Origin of the sequence: Shimia marina (assembly GCF_001458175.1) — a bacterium.
Taxonomy (GTDB): domain Bacteria; phylum Pseudomonadota; class Alphaproteobacteria; order Rhodobacterales; family Rhodobacteraceae; genus Shimia; species Shimia marina.
Genome location: NZ_CYPW01000032.1, coordinates 33,691 through 48,957, shown reverse-complemented (window position 1 = coordinate 48,957; position 15,267 = coordinate 33,691). Strand labels below are relative to the sequence as shown.

General features: G+C 57.5%; 14 protein-coding genes. 4 read left to right on the top strand and 10 right to left on the bottom strand.

Going from position 1 to position 15,267, the window contains the following annotated elements:
- Positions 1-42: 42 nt before the first annotated feature.
- The 3 genes from purH to SHM7688_RS16440 form a co-directional block, all read right to left on the bottom strand.
- Positions 43-1,632, bottom strand: a complete 1,590-nt coding sequence (purH, locus tag SHM7688_RS16450; RefSeq protein WP_058241043.1) for a bifunctional phosphoribosylaminoimidazolecarboxamide formyltransferase/IMP cyclohydrolase — start codon at positions 1,630-1,632, stop codon at positions 43-45.
- Between the two features lie 19 nt (positions 1,633-1,651).
- On the bottom strand, positions 1,652-3,394 hold the full coding sequence (locus tag SHM7688_RS16445; protein ID WP_058241042.1) for a heparinase II/III family protein: 1,743 nt from the start codon (positions 3,392-3,394) through the stop codon (positions 1,652-1,654).
- 105 nt (positions 3,395-3,499) lie between these two features.
- Entirely contained in the window at positions 3,500-4,771 is a 1,272-nt protein-coding gene (locus SHM7688_RS16440) for an RsmB/NOP family class I SAM-dependent RNA methyltransferase (RefSeq protein ID WP_058241041.1), read from the bottom strand.
- A 74-nt stretch (positions 4,772-4,845) separates the two neighbouring features.
- Here SHM7688_RS16440 and SHM7688_RS16435 point away from each other — a divergent pair, with 74 nt between their 5' ends.
- Positions 4,846-5,031, top strand: a complete 186-nt coding sequence (locus SHM7688_RS16435) for a DUF1674 domain-containing protein (protein WP_058241040.1) — start codon at positions 4,846-4,848, stop codon at positions 5,029-5,031.
- A gap of 12 nt (positions 5,032-5,043) precedes the next feature.
- On the opposite strand, the gene SHM7688_RS16430 is transcribed toward SHM7688_RS16435, so the two are convergent.
- From SHM7688_RS16430 to dapB, 7 genes are all read right to left on the bottom strand, one after another.
- Positions 5,044-5,295 (bottom strand): hypothetical protein, encoded by a 252-nt coding sequence (locus tag SHM7688_RS16430; RefSeq protein ID WP_058241039.1) that lies wholly within the window; start codon positions 5,293-5,295, stop codon positions 5,044-5,046.
- A gap of 14 nt (positions 5,296-5,309) precedes the next feature.
- A complete protein-coding gene (locus tag SHM7688_RS16425) occupies positions 5,310-6,281 on the bottom strand; it encodes a hypothetical protein (protein WP_058241038.1) in 972 nt (323 codons plus the stop codon).
- 307 nt (positions 6,282-6,588) lie between these two features.
- Positions 6,589-7,503, bottom strand: a complete 915-nt coding sequence (locus SHM7688_RS16420; RefSeq protein ID WP_144432617.1) for a tetratricopeptide repeat protein — start codon at positions 7,501-7,503, stop codon at positions 6,589-6,591.
- Between the two features lie 273 nt (positions 7,504-7,776).
- Complete coding sequence (locus SHM7688_RS16415) at positions 7,777-9,849, bottom strand: ABC transporter permease (RefSeq protein ID WP_058241036.1); 2,073 nt, start codon at positions 9,847-9,849, stop codon at positions 7,777-7,779.
- Positions 9,846-10,898, bottom strand: a complete 1,053-nt coding sequence (locus tag SHM7688_RS16410) for a quaternary amine ABC transporter ATP-binding protein (RefSeq protein WP_058241035.1) — start codon at positions 10,896-10,898, stop codon at positions 9,846-9,848. The genes SHM7688_RS16415 and SHM7688_RS16410 overlap by 4 nt, the downstream gene beginning before the upstream one ends.
- 6 nt (positions 10,899-10,904) lie before the next feature.
- Complete coding sequence (locus tag SHM7688_RS16405; RefSeq protein ID WP_188128119.1) at positions 10,905-11,867, bottom strand: ABC transporter substrate-binding protein; 963 nt, start codon at positions 11,865-11,867, stop codon at positions 10,905-10,907.
- A gap of 220 nt (positions 11,868-12,087) precedes the next feature.
- Positions 12,088-12,897, bottom strand: coding sequence for a 4-hydroxy-tetrahydrodipicolinate reductase (gene dapB, locus SHM7688_RS16400; RefSeq protein WP_058241034.1), 810 nt, complete (start codon positions 12,895-12,897; stop codon positions 12,088-12,090).
- Positions 12,898-12,998: 101 nt separating this feature from the next.
- On the opposite strand from dapB, the gene rbfA reads away from it, so the two are divergent.
- From rbfA to truB, 3 genes are all read left to right on the top strand, one after another.
- Positions 12,999-13,430, top strand: a complete 432-nt coding sequence (gene rbfA / locus SHM7688_RS16395; RefSeq protein WP_058241033.1) for a 30S ribosome-binding factor RbfA — start codon at positions 12,999-13,001, stop codon at positions 13,428-13,430.
- Positions 13,431-13,456: 26 nt separating this feature from the next.
- Complete coding sequence (locus SHM7688_RS16390; protein WP_058241192.1) at positions 13,457-14,158, top strand: phosphodiester glycosidase family protein; 702 nt, start codon at positions 13,457-13,459, stop codon at positions 14,156-14,158.
- 179 nt (positions 14,159-14,337) lie between these two features.
- Entirely contained in the window at positions 14,338-15,255 is a 918-nt protein-coding gene (truB, locus tag SHM7688_RS16385) for a tRNA pseudouridine(55) synthase TruB (RefSeq protein WP_058241032.1), read from the top strand.
- Positions 15,256-15,267 lie beyond the last annotated feature (12 nt).

Below are 15,267 nucleotides of genomic sequence, written 5' to 3'. Positions count from 1 at the left end.
CGCCGCGTAAAGCGTGCCACGCGGCGGGATCTTAGGACAAAATTAGTGCCGGAAATGGCGCATTCCGGTGAAGACCATCGCCAGACCGGCCTCATCTGCCGCCTTGATCACTTCTTCGTCACGCATGGAGCCACCCGGCTGAATCACACAGGTGCCACCTGCTGCCGCCGCCTCCAGAAGACCATCGGCGAAAGGGAAGAAGGCATCAGAGGCCACAGCAGAGCCCTTGGCCGGGCTCTCGCTCATGCCCAGCTCATCCGCCATACGCTGTGCCTTGGCTGCGGCCACGTTGGCGCTGTCCAGACGGCTCATCTGTCCGGCGCCCACCCCAACGGTTGCGCCGCCTTTGACATAGACGATGGCGTTAGATTTCACATGTTTGGCCACTTTCCACGCAAACAGCAGATCGTCGAGCTGCGCGTCTGAAGGAGCCACTTTGGTCACCACCTTCAGATCCTCTTTGCTGACGTAGCCGACGTCTTTGTCCTGCACCAACACGCCACCGGCGACCTGCTTATAGGCGGTGATCGGTTCGCGCACATTAGGCAGACCATCGGTCAGCAGGAGGCGCAGGTTCTTCTTGGCCGCAAAGATCTCTTTTGCCTCTTCCGACGCACCCGGCGCAATCACCACCTCGGTGAAGATCTCAACAATCTTAGTGGCGGTCTCTGCATCCAGCGGCTGGTTCAGGGCCACAATGCCCCCAAAGGCAGAGGTGCGGTCACAATCAAAGGCTTTCTGATAGGCTTCGACCAAAGTTGCGCCCACGGCCACACCGCAAGGATTGGCGTGTTTGATGATCGCCACAGCCGGGCTCACCGCCGGGTCAAACTCCGCCACAAGCTCAAACGCCGCATCCGTGTCATTGATGTTGTTGTAGCTCAGCTCTTTGCCCTGAAGCTGGGTGGCCGTCGCCACACCCGCACGTCCGCTGCCGTCAGTATAGAAGGTCGCTTCCTGATGGCTGTTTTCACCATAGCGCAGGGTCTGTTTGATTTCTCCGGCAAAGGCCCGGCGGCGCGGTGCCTTCTCTTCCAGCGCTTTGGCCATCCAGTTCGACACAGCCGCGTCATAGGCCGCGGTGCGCGCATAGGCGGTCTGTGCCAGCTTCTGACGGAACGCAAATGTGGTCTGCCCATCATTTGCATCCAGCTCCGCCAGCAGCGCATCATAGTCTTCAACGTCTACAACCACATTCACAAAGCCATGGTTCTTGGACGCCGCGCGGATCATCGCCGGGCCGCCAATGTCGATGTTTTCAATGCAGGTCTCATAGTCACCGCCTGCGGCCACGGTGGCCTCAAACGGATAGAGGTTCACCACCAGCAGGTCGATGGCACCGATGCCATGTTCGTCCATGGCGGCCACGTGATCGTCATTGTCGCGCAGCGCCAGCAAGCCACCATGCACCTTGGGATGCAGCGTTTTTACGCGGCCATCCATCATTTCCGGGAACCCGGTGACCTCAGACACGTCTTTCACCGCCAGACCGGCGTCGCGCATGGCTTTGGCGGAACCGCCGGTTGAGAGGAGCTCAACACCCCGGTTTGAAAGCGCAGTGGCCAGTTCGATCAATCCGGTCTTGTCGGATACGGAGAGCAATGCGCGGCGAATGGGGTGGAGATCGGTCATAGGGGCGGGGTCCTTGGGCTCAGCTGTTTAATTCCATCTCATCCCGGTTCAGGTCCCTGATCGCCACATTGGTCTCATGGGCTTTGCTCAACGACCACCGGATGCGGGTCGCATACTCCATTGCCACGCCAGATAGAACGATTTGTTTCGTCGCACGTGGCTTTAATCGCCCTTTTTCCAGAAAAACACTGGCATCCAGCCGCATTTTGGCAATGGCATCATGGCGGAACACCCACAATTCCCCACTCTTGAGCGCAATCGACACCGCCGCGCCGCCCATATCCAGACTGGCGTCCACCTCCGGATGCAGGTGAAAGGCGATCTCAAACCCGATGCCCTGCAAGGCTCCATCGTCCATGGCTTTGTCAAACCGCTGTTTGGCGACATCGTCCATCGCCACCAGCAAATCCTCACCCGCCATGCCGCGCCCATCAAAGGTCAGCTCCAAAGTCCGCGCATGGGTCAACCCATGGGTTTTCACATAGCCATCGTGCCCCCCTTCAAAGCGCAGCCCGTCGCTGGCCTGGCTCATCTGGATCGGCACATTCTTGGGGGCATCCACCAGTTGCTCCTCACGCCAGCCCTTGCCTTCCTGACCAAGCCGCGCGCTGGAGAGTTCATCCACGGTCACCGTCGAATGTGAGGGCGTCGCGCGGCCAAACCGCCGCCAGTCCTCGCCAAAGCTGGCCCCAGAGCCACAGTTCACCACCACAGGCCGCCGCCCGCTAGTCAGTTCAAACGCCAATGTGGAGGCATGGGCATTCAGCGCGCTGGCCCCGCTTGGCGGCGCGCTGGCATCAATCACCGCACTGGTGCGCCCTGATGACAGGCGCGCATAGCCCATCGCCAGCCCATCCGCCTGCCGTGTCTTGTTGCCGCTTTCGGCCAGAGCACTGTCCAGACGCCCTTCCATGCCGCGCCCGCCACCATGAAACCGCGCCAACCCACCATCCGCATGGCGCAGCGTGCGCAACGTCGGCGCGATCCGCTCAATCGCCTGCAGATGCACCTCCGAGGGCTGCATATCCGCCTCTTTCAACGCGGTCGCCGCCCAGGTCAAAAGCGTAAACACCTCCAACAGCTCTTCGGGGTTGCGCGTCGGAATACCGCCCTGCGCATCCACCTGCCGCGCGCATTCCTTGTCGAGCGCCTTACAGGCGGGGGCCACATGCATGCCCATCCCTTCCAGCGCCAGCCCGGCATAGATCAACCCGGTCAGCGCCTCAAACCGGGGCAATCCCGGCGCGGTCTTGTGCCAACGTTTGGAGAGGAAAATCGTCTGCTGCGCCAGGGAGCGGTAAAATTCCTCAGACTGGGCCGAATCCCGCGACCGCAGCAGGAAAATCGCATGGCTGATCCACCGGATCAGCCGCCGCCCCGCCAAGTCAGGTGTCCAGCCCGGCCCAACACCGCGCCCATAGCGTGCAATCCAACGCCACAGCCAGACCTGCGCCCGCTCCCGCGCAGGCGCATCGCCCACCGCCGCCAGATCATCAAGCCAGGCAAAGCCATGCAGATCCTCGGCAAAGACCTCGTCAGGTGCCTCAAGGTCCCACATCGACGCATTGGGGGCCGTCACAAGGTGACCAGCAAAAAGAAAATTGCCTGCAACCAACTGTTTGCCGCGGGCATACAGCCCGATGGTGCGCGGTTCGGGCATACTGGTAAAGCCCGTCGCCGGGCGCGCGCGGGTTGCCATGCGCGCCGCCACACGGTGCATCACACGGGTCCATCGCGCCGATAGGGTTTCTGGGTTGGACATCCACTCTGCCTCTACGCTCTCTGGCGTTTTGGCAGGAGTGTAGCGAGCTGTTAGCGCTGAGTCACCGATTCAATCGCGCGCAAATCTCCAGCGGCAAGAGACGGCTCACGCCCCCTTGCGCAACATGGCCATATAAAAGCCATCCATACCGCCCTGCGCTGCCCAGTAGTCTGGCCGCAGACGCAGGCCACCTTCTTCGGTGATCCATGCCGGATCCACGCCATCAATCAGCACCGCGTCGCGATCCACCGTGATATCCGCCCAGCGCGCCACGGCCTCCTCCACCTGCACCTCACCCTCGTCCGGCAGCAGCGAACAGGTGCAGAACACAAGCCGCCCGCCTGGTTTCAACAGGCCAATCGCGTGATCCAGAAACACCTCCTGCATGCCAATCAGATCGCCAAACTCGCTGCCATCCTTGGCAAAGGGCAGATCCGGGTGGCGCCGAATCGTGCCAGTGGCCGAACAGGGCGCATCCAGCAGGATCGCATCATATTGCCCCTCTTGCGCCATGACATCACCCACAACAACCTTTGCCTGCAACTGCACCCGCTTTAGGTTTTCCCGCAGCCGCTCCATCCGCGCCGGGTTGTCATCCACCGCCGTCACATGCGCGCCAGCGGCGGCGATCTGCATGGTCTTGCCCCCCGGCGCGGCACAGAGATCCAGCACTTTTTCACCCGGCTGCGCCTTCAACACCTTTGCGGGCAAAGCGGCCGCTGCATCCTGCACCCACCATTGGCCCTGCGTGAACCCCGGCAGGGCCGTCACCTGCCCTGCGTCCTGCAGCCGCACCGATCCGCTTGGCAAAAGCCTGCCCCCAACCGCTTCGGCCAGCGCGGCGGCATCACCCTTGGCCGTCAGGTCCAGAGGCGCACCGGCAAAATGCGCGGCCTCAATCTCCAGCATCACTTCGTTGCAATAAGCCTGCGCCAAGGGTTTGCGCAGCCATTTTGGCAAGCGTGGCACCCGCAGCTTGTCCCAGTCCTCCTGCCCTTTGTCCGCGACCTTGCGCAGCACCGCATTCACAAGCCCCTTCATGCCCGCCGTGCGTTTGCCCTTGCTGACAATCTCCACCGCGTCATTGATCACACCATGCGCCGCGCCGCCCTGACACAGCTCCACAGTCGCCAGGCGCAGCACATTCTGCACCGTCATCGCCGGGGTCTTTTTGAGATGTTTCTGCAACAGCCGATCGGCCCGCTCCAAAGAGCGCAGCGTCTCTGTCGCCAACCGTTGCGCACGCGCCCGGTCTGCCGGATCAAGCTTCTGCAAGGCCCCCGCCTGAATAACATCAGACATCAGGCGCCCGTCCCCCATGACCTTGTCAAGCAGATGCACGGCACTGCGGCGGGTTTGGTAACCGGATTTGGACATAGGAGATTCCTTGCGGGCTTGAGAACAGCGGACGGGCGCGTATATCAAGGGGGCAGCTTGAAAGGAACCCTCTCATGAGCGACACGCCTGAAACCCGCGCAGACCTGCCCGAAGCCGCCAAACGCGCCCTCGCCGAAGCAGAAGAGCGCCGCCAAAAGGCCAAAGCGATGGAAATGCCCACAGAGCTGGGCGGACGTGACGGGCCAGAGCCTGTGCGCTACGGCGACTGGGAGAAAAAGGGCCTCGCCATAGATTTCTAGGCTTGGACCTCACTACTCTTCAAAATCCCAACCCGCCGCAGCAAAGGCCTCTACAAAAGGGCCAATGAAACTCGGCCTCAATGTGTATCGCCCCGAGAGCGTCAAATTGGGACGCAGGTCGGGATATCTTTCGCGCATCAGACCGATCAATTCGCTGGCACGCTCATGATTGCCAAGCTTTTCATGCGCCGCCGCCGCGAAAGCAAAATCAAACACAGAGACATCACTACGTTCCGCAATATCCCATTCAAGCGCTTTGATCACATCCGCATAATTTTCTAGAAAAATTGTGCGAGACCAAAGTGCAAGCGATGCGCGGACAAGATCTTCCCAGTGAGTTCAAGGTCGTCTGGGTTGGTGGCCAGCGCGACCTTCTCAAACTGACCGTTGTAGAACCCAACGAAACCATAAAAATACGAGATAAATGGGTCATCAGGCGCGGCCGCATAGGCCCGCTCCGCCAGAACCCATCCCGCATTCCAGTCGTCTCCCAGCATCTGGCGCATCCCCCGCGCCATCAGCACACGCGCACTCTCTGGGGCCAGTGCACTGGCAATGGAGAGCCCCTTATCCGCTTCCAGAAGATAGGCCCGCGATTGCCCGCCCCCCATGGTCAGAATGGCAAGACTGATCATGCTGATCGCAAAAGACGCATGCGCTTCAGCATTCAGAGGTTCAACATACAGAGCGTGACGGAACATCTCCGCCGCGCGTTTTTGCCCCGGATAATCCACAAAGGGCAGCATCACGGGGAAAGCCTGCTCCATGATTTCTCGTGCATTCAGCCCTGACATGTCCGGCAGCCCAACCAGGTGGGCTTCGCGTTCAGCCCATTTATCTTCGGGGTGTGGGCTTTTCTTGATGTCGAGCATCTGAGAGCCAAAGATGCCGATCACGAAACATGCTGCCGCCAGAACCAAAAGCCAATGACCACTGCTCTTCTGAGCCTCCTGCATCAGCGCAGCGTTCTGCGAGTCTAGAGTTTCTACCATCAGTGCGAACCTGCCCTGATCAATGGTGAAGCGCACAGACTCTCCGTATCCGGCGCCGGTGTAGTAAGTTGTCAACGCACGTTGCAACAGCGCCATACTGTCTTCTGAAACATCGGAAAGCGCAGCCCTAGACAATTCAGACAGATATACTTTGAGCAGACGGCCAAAGAGCAGGCCCAACGCTTCGGGATGTGCGCTTTGCAGATAGGCCTGTACGCGTTCAGCCGCAGGTCTCAATTCTGTGTGCGAAACCGTCATCCTGTCTGTCTTAACTTGGGAAGCAGTCTGTCATAGTTCCCGGCCTCTCTCATGCGGCCAACTCCAGATTTAAACATGGCCGCGCATTTTCCTGACCTGACCTGACCTGACCTAGAGGGGGAATGTTAACATACCTTCCAGCAAAGCACCGAAACCCGTTTCGGTCACCCCCGAGGCAGAAATTTTGACGTCGAACCGTTAACCTTTGCACGCCTGAAAAAGCACCGCTGTGATACCGGTGGAAAACCGACGCAATACCGACGTCAAAAACGGCCTTGCCGAAAAAAGTTAACACACCGACACATCCCTATGTATCGCTGCGCCATCCTGCCGCCTGAAACAAACGCAAATACCGCTTTCCATAGTCTTCGGAAATACCCGTCATGAACACAGCGTGCACCCTTTCAGGCCGGAATGTGGGCCACCGCCGCTTGATCTCCCCCACCAGCTTTGTCGCCTCTTCGTGACGCCCAACGGCCTCATAAGAAGCTGCAAGGAAAGAGGCGCGCACTGCGTTTTGTTCAACACCCCGATTGAGAGCCAACTCAAACGCATCCAAGGCAGATTGATAGTTGCCAAGCTCAAAGGCCGCGAAACCATAAATCGCTGGATTGCCCTGCTCCGGAACATCCGAAATAGGTTGCGTGACCTGCAGAACCTCCTCGAATTCTCCCAGGAACAACAGTATCAGTGCGTGAAAGATCAGGATGCACTGGTCTCCTTCTGCTGCGCTATAAGCCTGTAAACTTATCTGTTTTGCTTCCTCCAAACGTCCTGCGCCAAAGGCTGTCCACGCCTCTGCAGACGAAGTCCAAGGATCTTCACTATCCCTCTCTAGCGCCAGTTCAAGCATCGCATGCGCTTCTCGCAGAACTACCTGCGCCCGCCCGGCGTCACTCATCATAATCGCAATGCTGCTGAGGCTATGCGCAGCCGTGGCGTAAGCGCCTGCATAGTCCGGATAGCGCGCTATCACAGCTTTGGAATGCGAGATAACCCGCTTTTGGCGTGCCACATCCATAAAAGAGAACATATGATTGCGCCCAACCATATCCAGCTCTTCAGGCGTCATCACCTCACGCAAGGTCGCTGACTGTGGCAACAGAACATGGTCGTCCGCAATCACCACAGACGCCGCGTTGTGGAATTCGGGAAACGGGCGGCGCACCTCTTTGATGGCATCAGAAAAGGCCAAGAAAGACCCCATTCCCAGAACCGACACGCAAACCGCCCCCCAAAGAAACGTATTGGGCGCCCCCGCAGAAGAACGATTTAAGTTACTGCTTTTGTTTGTTAATTTGCGCTTTCCAGTCATGACAGACGCCTTTCAAAACTGTGCCACCAAAGAACAAAATGAAAGAAAAAGCGGCTTTTGTCGCCTCTTAGAGCCTTCCAACTCACACGCAACCTGTTCTGTCGGATAGGTCAGACCTATCACTTAGGCGAACGACCGGCTCTCGAAAGAACCGGTCGCTCGCATATCTATTGATGCCCCTTACAGGCCTAGAGCCTGCTTGCGCTCTTCGGCAAACCCTTGCACCAGTCGGTCTGCCACCAGAGCAAGTATGGCCATCGCCACTCCTGCGGTGACCCCAAGGCCCACATCAGCCTGCCCAAGCGCTAGAAAGATGGACTGACCTAAGCCCGTCGTCCCAATCAACGCAGCAATCACCAACATGGCAAATGCGTAAAGAATAGTCTGATTAAGCCCGAGCAGGATTGTCGGCGCCGCATAGGGTGCTCGCACCTCAAACATGGTTTGCCACTTGCCTGCCCCGCTGGCCGTAGCCGCTTCGATCATTTCTTCTGGCGTGGAGATCAAACCATGCCGAGTGTAGCGGATCATAGGCACAACCGCATACATGCAAATAGCGAGAAACGCAGAGAATTCTCCGATTTGGAAAAACATAAGCACAGGGATCAGAAAGACGAACAGCGGAATGGTCTGCAATGTGTCACAGACAGGGCGGATCACCATCCATGCCCGTGGGCTCATGGCGGACCAAAACCCAAGCACACCGCCAACAAGGGCACAGGCCGCAACAGATGCCCCACTCAGATACAGTGACAGCAAAGCACGCTCCCAAAGGCCCGAAACCAAGATCAGCCCAAGCAGCACGCTCACCTGAATGGCCAGTTTACGCCCCCCTGCGACCCAACCAACGGCACCAACACCAAAGATCACGAAGGCCCAAGGCAATTGCGCAATGCCCGTCTCAAGCACATAGGCACCAATCAATACCAGGCCAGCCTGAGGCAGATGTCCCCGCAACGCGACAAGTGCAGCGATCGCAGCAAAGACAGCGTAAAAAACAAAGCTATGTTGCGCCGTCCATGCAAAGCCCCATGTAAAGGGCAAAACCGCATCCGACAGACCAATCCGCAATGGCAACAATCCATAGAACATAGAGGTGTTCTTGATCGTGTCCAACGTGGCACCGTGATTTGCCGTGAATTGTCCCACCCCATGATCAACTTTGTCGGCGACACCATCCATGGCGGCAATACCCGCAGGGTTCCACCCCGCGATCACGGCCCAGACAGCCACCAGCGCACCAATGGCAAAAATGCCCAGCGCCACGCGTTTGTCCTGCGCCGGGCGTGGCTCTGCCAGCGCGGCGGACATGCGGTCAATCACAACGGCGAACACCACAATCACAGATCCTGCAAGAAACGCGGGTCCAAACAACGCCTTGCGCATGGTCAGGAGCACTTCCCAGCCGATATCCTCAAAACCGCCAATCACCGCCGCGATAATGACCATACTCAACGCCGCCATCAGACATTGGTTGAAGCCCACCATGATCTGTTGTGACGCAGCGGGCAATTCTACCAAAAACAACTGTTGGCGCCGGGTGCCACCAGACATCACGGCCGCCTCGCGGATTTCTGGCTCCACACGCTCAAGTCCCAACAAGACGTTACGCGCCATTGGCGGGGCCGCAAAAATTGCAGAGGCAATCAGACCCACCACGGGACCAAACCCAAAGAGCACAAGCAGAGGCGTGAGATAGGCAAACGTTGGCATGGTCTGCATCACATCCAAAACCACATTCACACTGCTTTTGAGTTTCGGATATTCGAAGGCAAAAATGCCAATGCCCGCCCCCAAGAGCGCCGCCAACGGCACGGAGACCGCCACCAGAGCAAGCGTGTTCATACCCTCAAGCCAATAGCCACTGATCACAACAAAGCCAAAGCCGAAGAAGCCAAGGGCCGCCATGCGCGCGCCGCCGATCAACCAGCCAAGCGCAGTGACGCTGCCCAAGATAAGCGGCCAGGGCGCGCCGCCCAACAGCCCACCGACCCATGTCATTGGAAATTCAAGAAGATAGGAAAAGACACGTGCAATCGGCTTGAACACCGCCAAAAACCAACCGACGCCTGCACCAACCCAATCGGTCATCGGCACAGTCAGCGCATCAGGCCAGCTCACCAGCCAGGTCAACTCCTCTCCCCAAAATCGGCAGATTGCGGCAATCACCAGCACCAGAAGCGCCGCGACACTCCCCCGCGTGATCTGTAGCCTGCGCGCCTGATCTTGGGAGGCTGTCTCAACGGCGCTCATGTTTCTTCTGCCTGCAAAGCTTTGGCAAGTTCATGCGGATTGACCGCGCCAATCAACTCACCCTGCGCGTCCCGCACAGGCACCGGCTCATACAGATCCATACATTTGCTCAGCGCCGCGTCGATGCTCATGCCCACGCGAATGCCGGGATCATCGGGCATATTGGCCGGGATGCCCTCCATCAAGACGGATTCCACCCGTGCGTGACGCCCTTTGGGAACATCTTTGGAAAACTCTGCGACATAGTCATTCACCGGATGCAGAATGATCTCTTCCGGGGTGCCAATCTGCACCACTTCCCCGTCTTTCATAATCGCAATACGATCAGCAAGCTTGAGGGCTTCCTGAATATCATGCGTGATGAAGACGATCGACTTTTTCAGAGTCGCTTGGATATTGAGGAATTCATCCTGCAATTGGCGGCGAATGAGGGGATCCAAAGCCGAAAACGGTTCATCAAGAAACCAGATATCCGGGTTCACGGCCAAGCTGCGCGCGATGCCGACGCGCTGACGCTGCCCCCCTGACAGGTTGCGCGGATATGTGTCTTCACGCCCGTTCAGATCAACCATCTCAAGCACTTCCAAAGCGCGCGCGCGGCGCTCGGCCTTGCCCATCCCCTGCATTTTCAAAGGGAAGCCAACATTGTCCGCCACGGTCATGTGCGGGAACAGGCCGAAGTGCTGAAAGACCATGCCAAGCTTGTGACGGCGCAGCTCAATCAACCGCTTGTCGCTGGCTTGCAGAATATCTTCGCCGTCGATGCGCACCGACCCGGCGGTCGGCTCAATCAGACGCGAAATGCAACGGATGAGAGTCGATTTACCGGAGCCCGACAGGCCCATAATCACAAAGAGCTCACCTGACTTGACCTCAAAATTCGCGGCACGAACGGCCGGGATGAGGCTTTTTTCCTTGAGCTTTTCCGCGATACTTTTTTCATCCCCAGCACTACGTGCATCACGCAGTGCAGAAGCGGCGTTTTCGCCGAAGACCTGCCAAAGGCCTTCGACGGCAATCGCCGGAGCGGTGCTATTTTTTTCAGTCATTTGGTCTTACTTGGTTGCAGCGTCGACAACGGGCTTCCAGGCGCCTTCATTGGCGGCCATCCACTCGGCAACGACGTCTTCAACGGAGTCACCGTCAACATCCACGGCGCCCATCATCGGCTGCTGTGCTTCCACGGACAGCTGATAATTCACCAAAATCTCATGTGCGGCTGGCCATTTATCTTTCAGACCGGGCCATGCTGCCTTGAAAATACGGCTGGCAGAGAAGTCACAATCATTGATGGCGTTTGGATTTGGCCCCCAGGCTGGATCCGTGAAACATGCATCTTCACCGGCGGGAAGCTCCACAAATTTCACATCATATGCAGACATGGCCCAATGCGGCTGCCAGAAGGTGATCAGCAATGGCGACTTTTTCTCAGTAGAGGCGCGCAATTCTGCGATCAACGCTCCCTCAGAGCCTGCTGGCACTGCCTTGAATGGCAGATCCAGCCCAACCATGCGATCTGCACCCGGTGTCCCCCAATCCGCGGGGTAATCCACCAAGCGGCCTGCGGGTAGAGTTTCAGCAGTGGCAAAATTGATCGCACAGTCTTTCAGCGCTTCCCAGGCCGGCAGCCCCGGACAGAGATCGGCCACATGTGCGGGGTAGGCAATGCCTTCGCGCGCATTCAGACCAAGATCCGACAGCTCTTCAAGTTTGCCGTCATCTTTCAGCACAGCGTATTGATCAGAGACGTTCGAAGACCAGATTTCCAGCGTCGCGTGGATGTCTCCATCCGCAATGGCCTGAAACTGGTTCATCATCCCGGCGGTGACATATTCAACCTCGTAGCCAGCGGCCTTGAGCATCTCACCGGCAACATGCGTGGTCACGTGCTGGCCCGTCCATTCATTCAGGGCCAGTTTGATTGGCTCATCCGCAGCCCCCAGTTCAGCAGCCTGAGCGGACATTGCCACTGCAGTCACGGCCAAAGCAGACAAGCTGGCTTTCAAAATCTTGGTCATGCATCTCTCCCTGCGAGTCATTTTTTAAATGATCATTTAAGTTTTTGACTGACCGCATAAAAACACACGAACATCCACCTGCCAACAAAAAATACATCTTTTGTCGGCCACAGCCAAAGAGTAGCGCGTTTTTGAGGCGATACCAACCAGCCCCCGCCAGCACACCACCGGCGGAACACATAGGAAATCGCAATTTAATTTCAGTACCTTGGGCTAAAATCTACAGCCCCAAAACATCCAACATGTCATATTCGCCGGGCTTTTGACCTTGCCCCCAGAGCGCTGCCTTCAGAGCGCCGCGCGCGAAGATTGCACGGTCCGTTGCAAGGTGACGCAACACAATGCGCTCCCCTGCCGCCGCAAAAAGAACGTCGTGCTCTCCAACAATGTCTCCGCCACGAATAGCCGTAAAGCCAATATCGCCACGTTTACGGGCACCGGTGATTCCATCTCTGCCACGATCGGCAACATCAGAAAGCGCAACGCCCCGCCCCTGCGCAGCGGCCTCCCCCAGCATCAAAGCAGTGCCACTGGGCGCATCCACTTTGTGATGATGATGCGCCTCGATGATCTCGATATCGAAATCCTCATCAAGAGCAGCGGCCACTTTCTCGGTCAATTTGGTCAACAGATTGACACCAAGGCTCATGTTGCCCGCTCGCACAATAACCGCATGACGCGCACATGGGGCCAATTGGGCGATATCATCCTCTGTCATGCCGGTTGTACCGATCACATGCACCGCACGCGCCTGAGCCGCCAATTTGGCAAATTGCACCGTGGCAGCAGGTGCCGTGAAGTCGATCACCGCCTGAGCCTTGGCAAAAGCATCAAGCGCCTGATCCGTAACCGTCACCCCAAGAGGCGCGCCTCCCATGGCTTCGCCGATATCGCGCCCAACCCAGTCATGCCCTTCGCGCTCAACCACGCCCACAAGCTTGGCTTTGTCACTTTCCACAACGGTCTTGATCAACATCTGCCCCATACGTCCTGAGGCTCCGGTGATGACGATTCCGGGCAAGTCTTGCATGAGGGGCTCTCCAATTATCAGGCTGCCAATACGACGTTGCCCTCTGCTTATAGAAAGCAATCCAGCTTGGCAAAGCCTGTCAGAAAGCCTAAGTGAAGCTTATGGCAAAGAACTCTTTCTCTGAGGGCCGTGGCCCCTCCCAGCGTCAGTTGCGTGTTGGCGAACTGATCCGGCGTACCCTGTCCGAAGTCCTGCTGCGTGACGAATTGCATGACCCCGATATCACCCGCCTGTCCCTGACGGTAGGCGAAGTGCGCGTGACTCCTGATCTCAGCATAGCAACGGTGTTTGTACTGCCTTTGGGGGGCGACAAACAGGAAGAAGCGATTGCACTTCTGGCCCGTCACAAAGGGGAATTGCGCCGCATCATAGGTCGCAAAGCCAAGCTGAAGCATGCGCCTGATCTGCGCTTCCGCATCGACACCACTTTTGATCAGATGGACGCCACGCGGCGCATGCTGTCTGATGAACGGGTTCAGGCAGATGTGGCCAAGACAGATGCCAGTGACGCAGAAGGCAACGACACCCCGTGATTCGCTATGCTGTCTTCCTTCTGGTGATGTTCCTCCCTGGCTGGGCCAGTGCAGTGACATGTCAGGACGAAGGCTTTGAAGGCACGAGCATGACGGTCTGTACCGTTGATGTCACCCAAGAAGACCTGCGGCTTTTTCTGAGAGATGACAGCGGCACAGTGTTGGGGCAATTTCGTGATATCGAACGCGACCTTGCAGACGAACAAAAGCTCGCGTTTGCAATGAACGCGGGCATGTATCACGCCAACCGCAGTCCGGTTGGCTACTATGTCGAAAATAACAAAGAACAAGCGCCGCTTCTCACCAATGCGAGCCGCGGCAATTTTGGACTTTTGCCCAACGGCGTGTTTTGTATCACACCCAAATCCGCGCAGGTCATTGAAACACTGACCTTCGCCAAACACGCCCCCGAATGCCGCGACGCCACACAATCCGGCCCGATGCTGGTGATTGACGGCGCCCTCCATCCGCGTTTTTTGAAAGACAGCACATCACGCTTTTTACGCAATGGTGTGGGCACCTCCAAAGATGGCACAACCGCCTATTTTGTGATCTCCAATACACCAGTCACATTTCATCGCTTTGGGCGTTTCTTTCGAGATGTCCTCAAGACGCCAAACGCGCTTTATTTTGACGGCAAAGTCAGCCGTCTGCACGCGCCCCAACTTGACCGATCGGATGCCGGGTTCTGGCTCGGGCCAATGGTGGGCGTGATCACTTCAGAGTGACGCGCTTATGGGCGATACCGAAATAGTGGAACCACTTCATCATTTTATTCAAGGCGTGCCTGGCACAACAAAGGCTCCAGTGGCCTTTCTCTTTGGGTGTTTTTCAATCAGCTTAAATTGACAGGATCAAACCGATCCGGTAGGTCGCCGCCTTCACTGCACATCAAGAGGTCAAAAGCATGGGACGCAAACGCAAAGGACGCGACATTTCTGGCTGGCTTGTGGTCGACAAACCCGCTGGCATGACCTCCACCTCTGTGGTGAACAAAGTGCGCTGGGCTTTCAATGCGAAGAAGGCCGGGCATGCCGGCACCCTGGATCCTGATGCAACGGGCGTTCTGGCCGTGGCACTCGGAGAAGCGACCAAAACGGTCCCTTACATCACCGATGCGCTAAAGGCATACACGTTCACTGTACGTTTGGGGCAAGCGACCAATACCGACGACGCCGAAGGCGAAATCATCGCACAGTCCGAAAGCCGTCCTTCCGACGAAGAAATCAAAGCGGCATTGGGCCAGTTTGTCGGCGACATCATGCAAGTGCCCCCCAAGTTTTCTGCGGTGAAAATTGACGGGGAGCGCGCCTACAAGCTGGCGCGTGATGGCGAAGATGTCGAACTCGCCGCCCGCCCGCTCTGGGTCGAAGAGCTTTTGATGATTGAGCGTGAAGACGACGATCACGTCACATTGGAAATGACCTGTGGCAAAGGCGGCTACGTGCGTTCCATCGCCCGTGACTTGGGTGCGGCTCTTGGCTGTTACGGTCACGTACGCGAACTGCGTCGCATCTGGTCTGGCCCTTTTGATGCCAGCGAAGGGCTGAGCATTGAGAAAATTGACGAGATGGCGAAGCAACCCGAGCTTGACACCCATCTGCGCCCGCTCGAAGAGGGGCTGGCGGACCTGCCCGAAGTCAAAGCCACTCCCGAAGGCACGGTGCGCCTGCGCAATGGCAACCCGGGCATGGTGCTGGCACATGATATTGAATACGGCGAAGAATGCTGGGCAAGCTATGAAGGTGAAGCTGTGGCCGTTGGTATCTTCAAAGCCGGAGAGCTGCATCCAAGCCGGGTCTTTGTGAAATCAGAAGATCTCTGAAACAACCCCGGT

What these genes read in the sequence shown, in the direction of transcription:
- purH (WP_058241043.1), bottom strand. Translation starts at nt 1,632, where the DNA reads ATGACCGATCTCCACCCCATTCGCCGCGCATTGCTCTCCGTATCCGAC.
- SHM7688_RS16445 (WP_058241042.1), bottom strand. Translation starts at nt 3,394, where the DNA reads ATGTCCAACCCAGAAACCCTATCGGCGCGATGGACCCGTGTGATGCAC.
- SHM7688_RS16440 (WP_058241041.1), bottom strand. Translation starts at nt 4,771, where the DNA reads ATGTCCAAATCCGGTTACCAAACCCGCCGCAGTGCCGTGCATCTGCTT.
- SHM7688_RS16435 (WP_058241040.1), top strand. Translation starts at nt 4,846, where the DNA reads ATGAGCGACACGCCTGAAACCCGCGCAGACCTGCCCGAAGCCGCCAAA.
- SHM7688_RS16425 (WP_058241038.1), bottom strand. Translation starts at nt 6,281, where the DNA reads ATGACGGTTTCGCACACAGAATTGAGACCTGCGGCTGAACGCGTACAG.
- SHM7688_RS16415 (WP_058241036.1), bottom strand. Translation starts at nt 9,849, where the DNA reads ATGAGCGCCGTTGAGACAGCCTCCCAAGATCAGGCGCGCAGGCTACAG.
- SHM7688_RS16410 (WP_058241035.1), bottom strand. Translation starts at nt 10,898, where the DNA reads ATGACTGAAAAAAATAGCACCGCTCCGGCGATTGCCGTCGAAGGCCTT.
- SHM7688_RS16405 (WP_188128119.1), bottom strand. Translation starts at nt 11,867, where the DNA reads ATGACCAAGATTTTGAAAGCCAGCTTGTCTGCTTTGGCCGTGACTGCA.
- dapB (WP_058241034.1), bottom strand. Translation starts at nt 12,897, where the DNA reads ATGCAAGACTTGCCCGGAATCGTCATCACCGGAGCCTCAGGACGTATG.
- rbfA (WP_058241033.1), top strand. Translation starts at nt 12,999, where the DNA reads ATGGCAAAGAACTCTTTCTCTGAGGGCCGTGGCCCCTCCCAGCGTCAG.
- SHM7688_RS16390 (WP_058241192.1), top strand. Translation starts at nt 13,457, where the DNA reads ATGTTCCTCCCTGGCTGGGCCAGTGCAGTGACATGTCAGGACGAAGGC.
- truB (WP_058241032.1), top strand. Translation starts at nt 14,338, where the DNA reads ATGGGACGCAAACGCAAAGGACGCGACATTTCTGGCTGGCTTGTGGTC.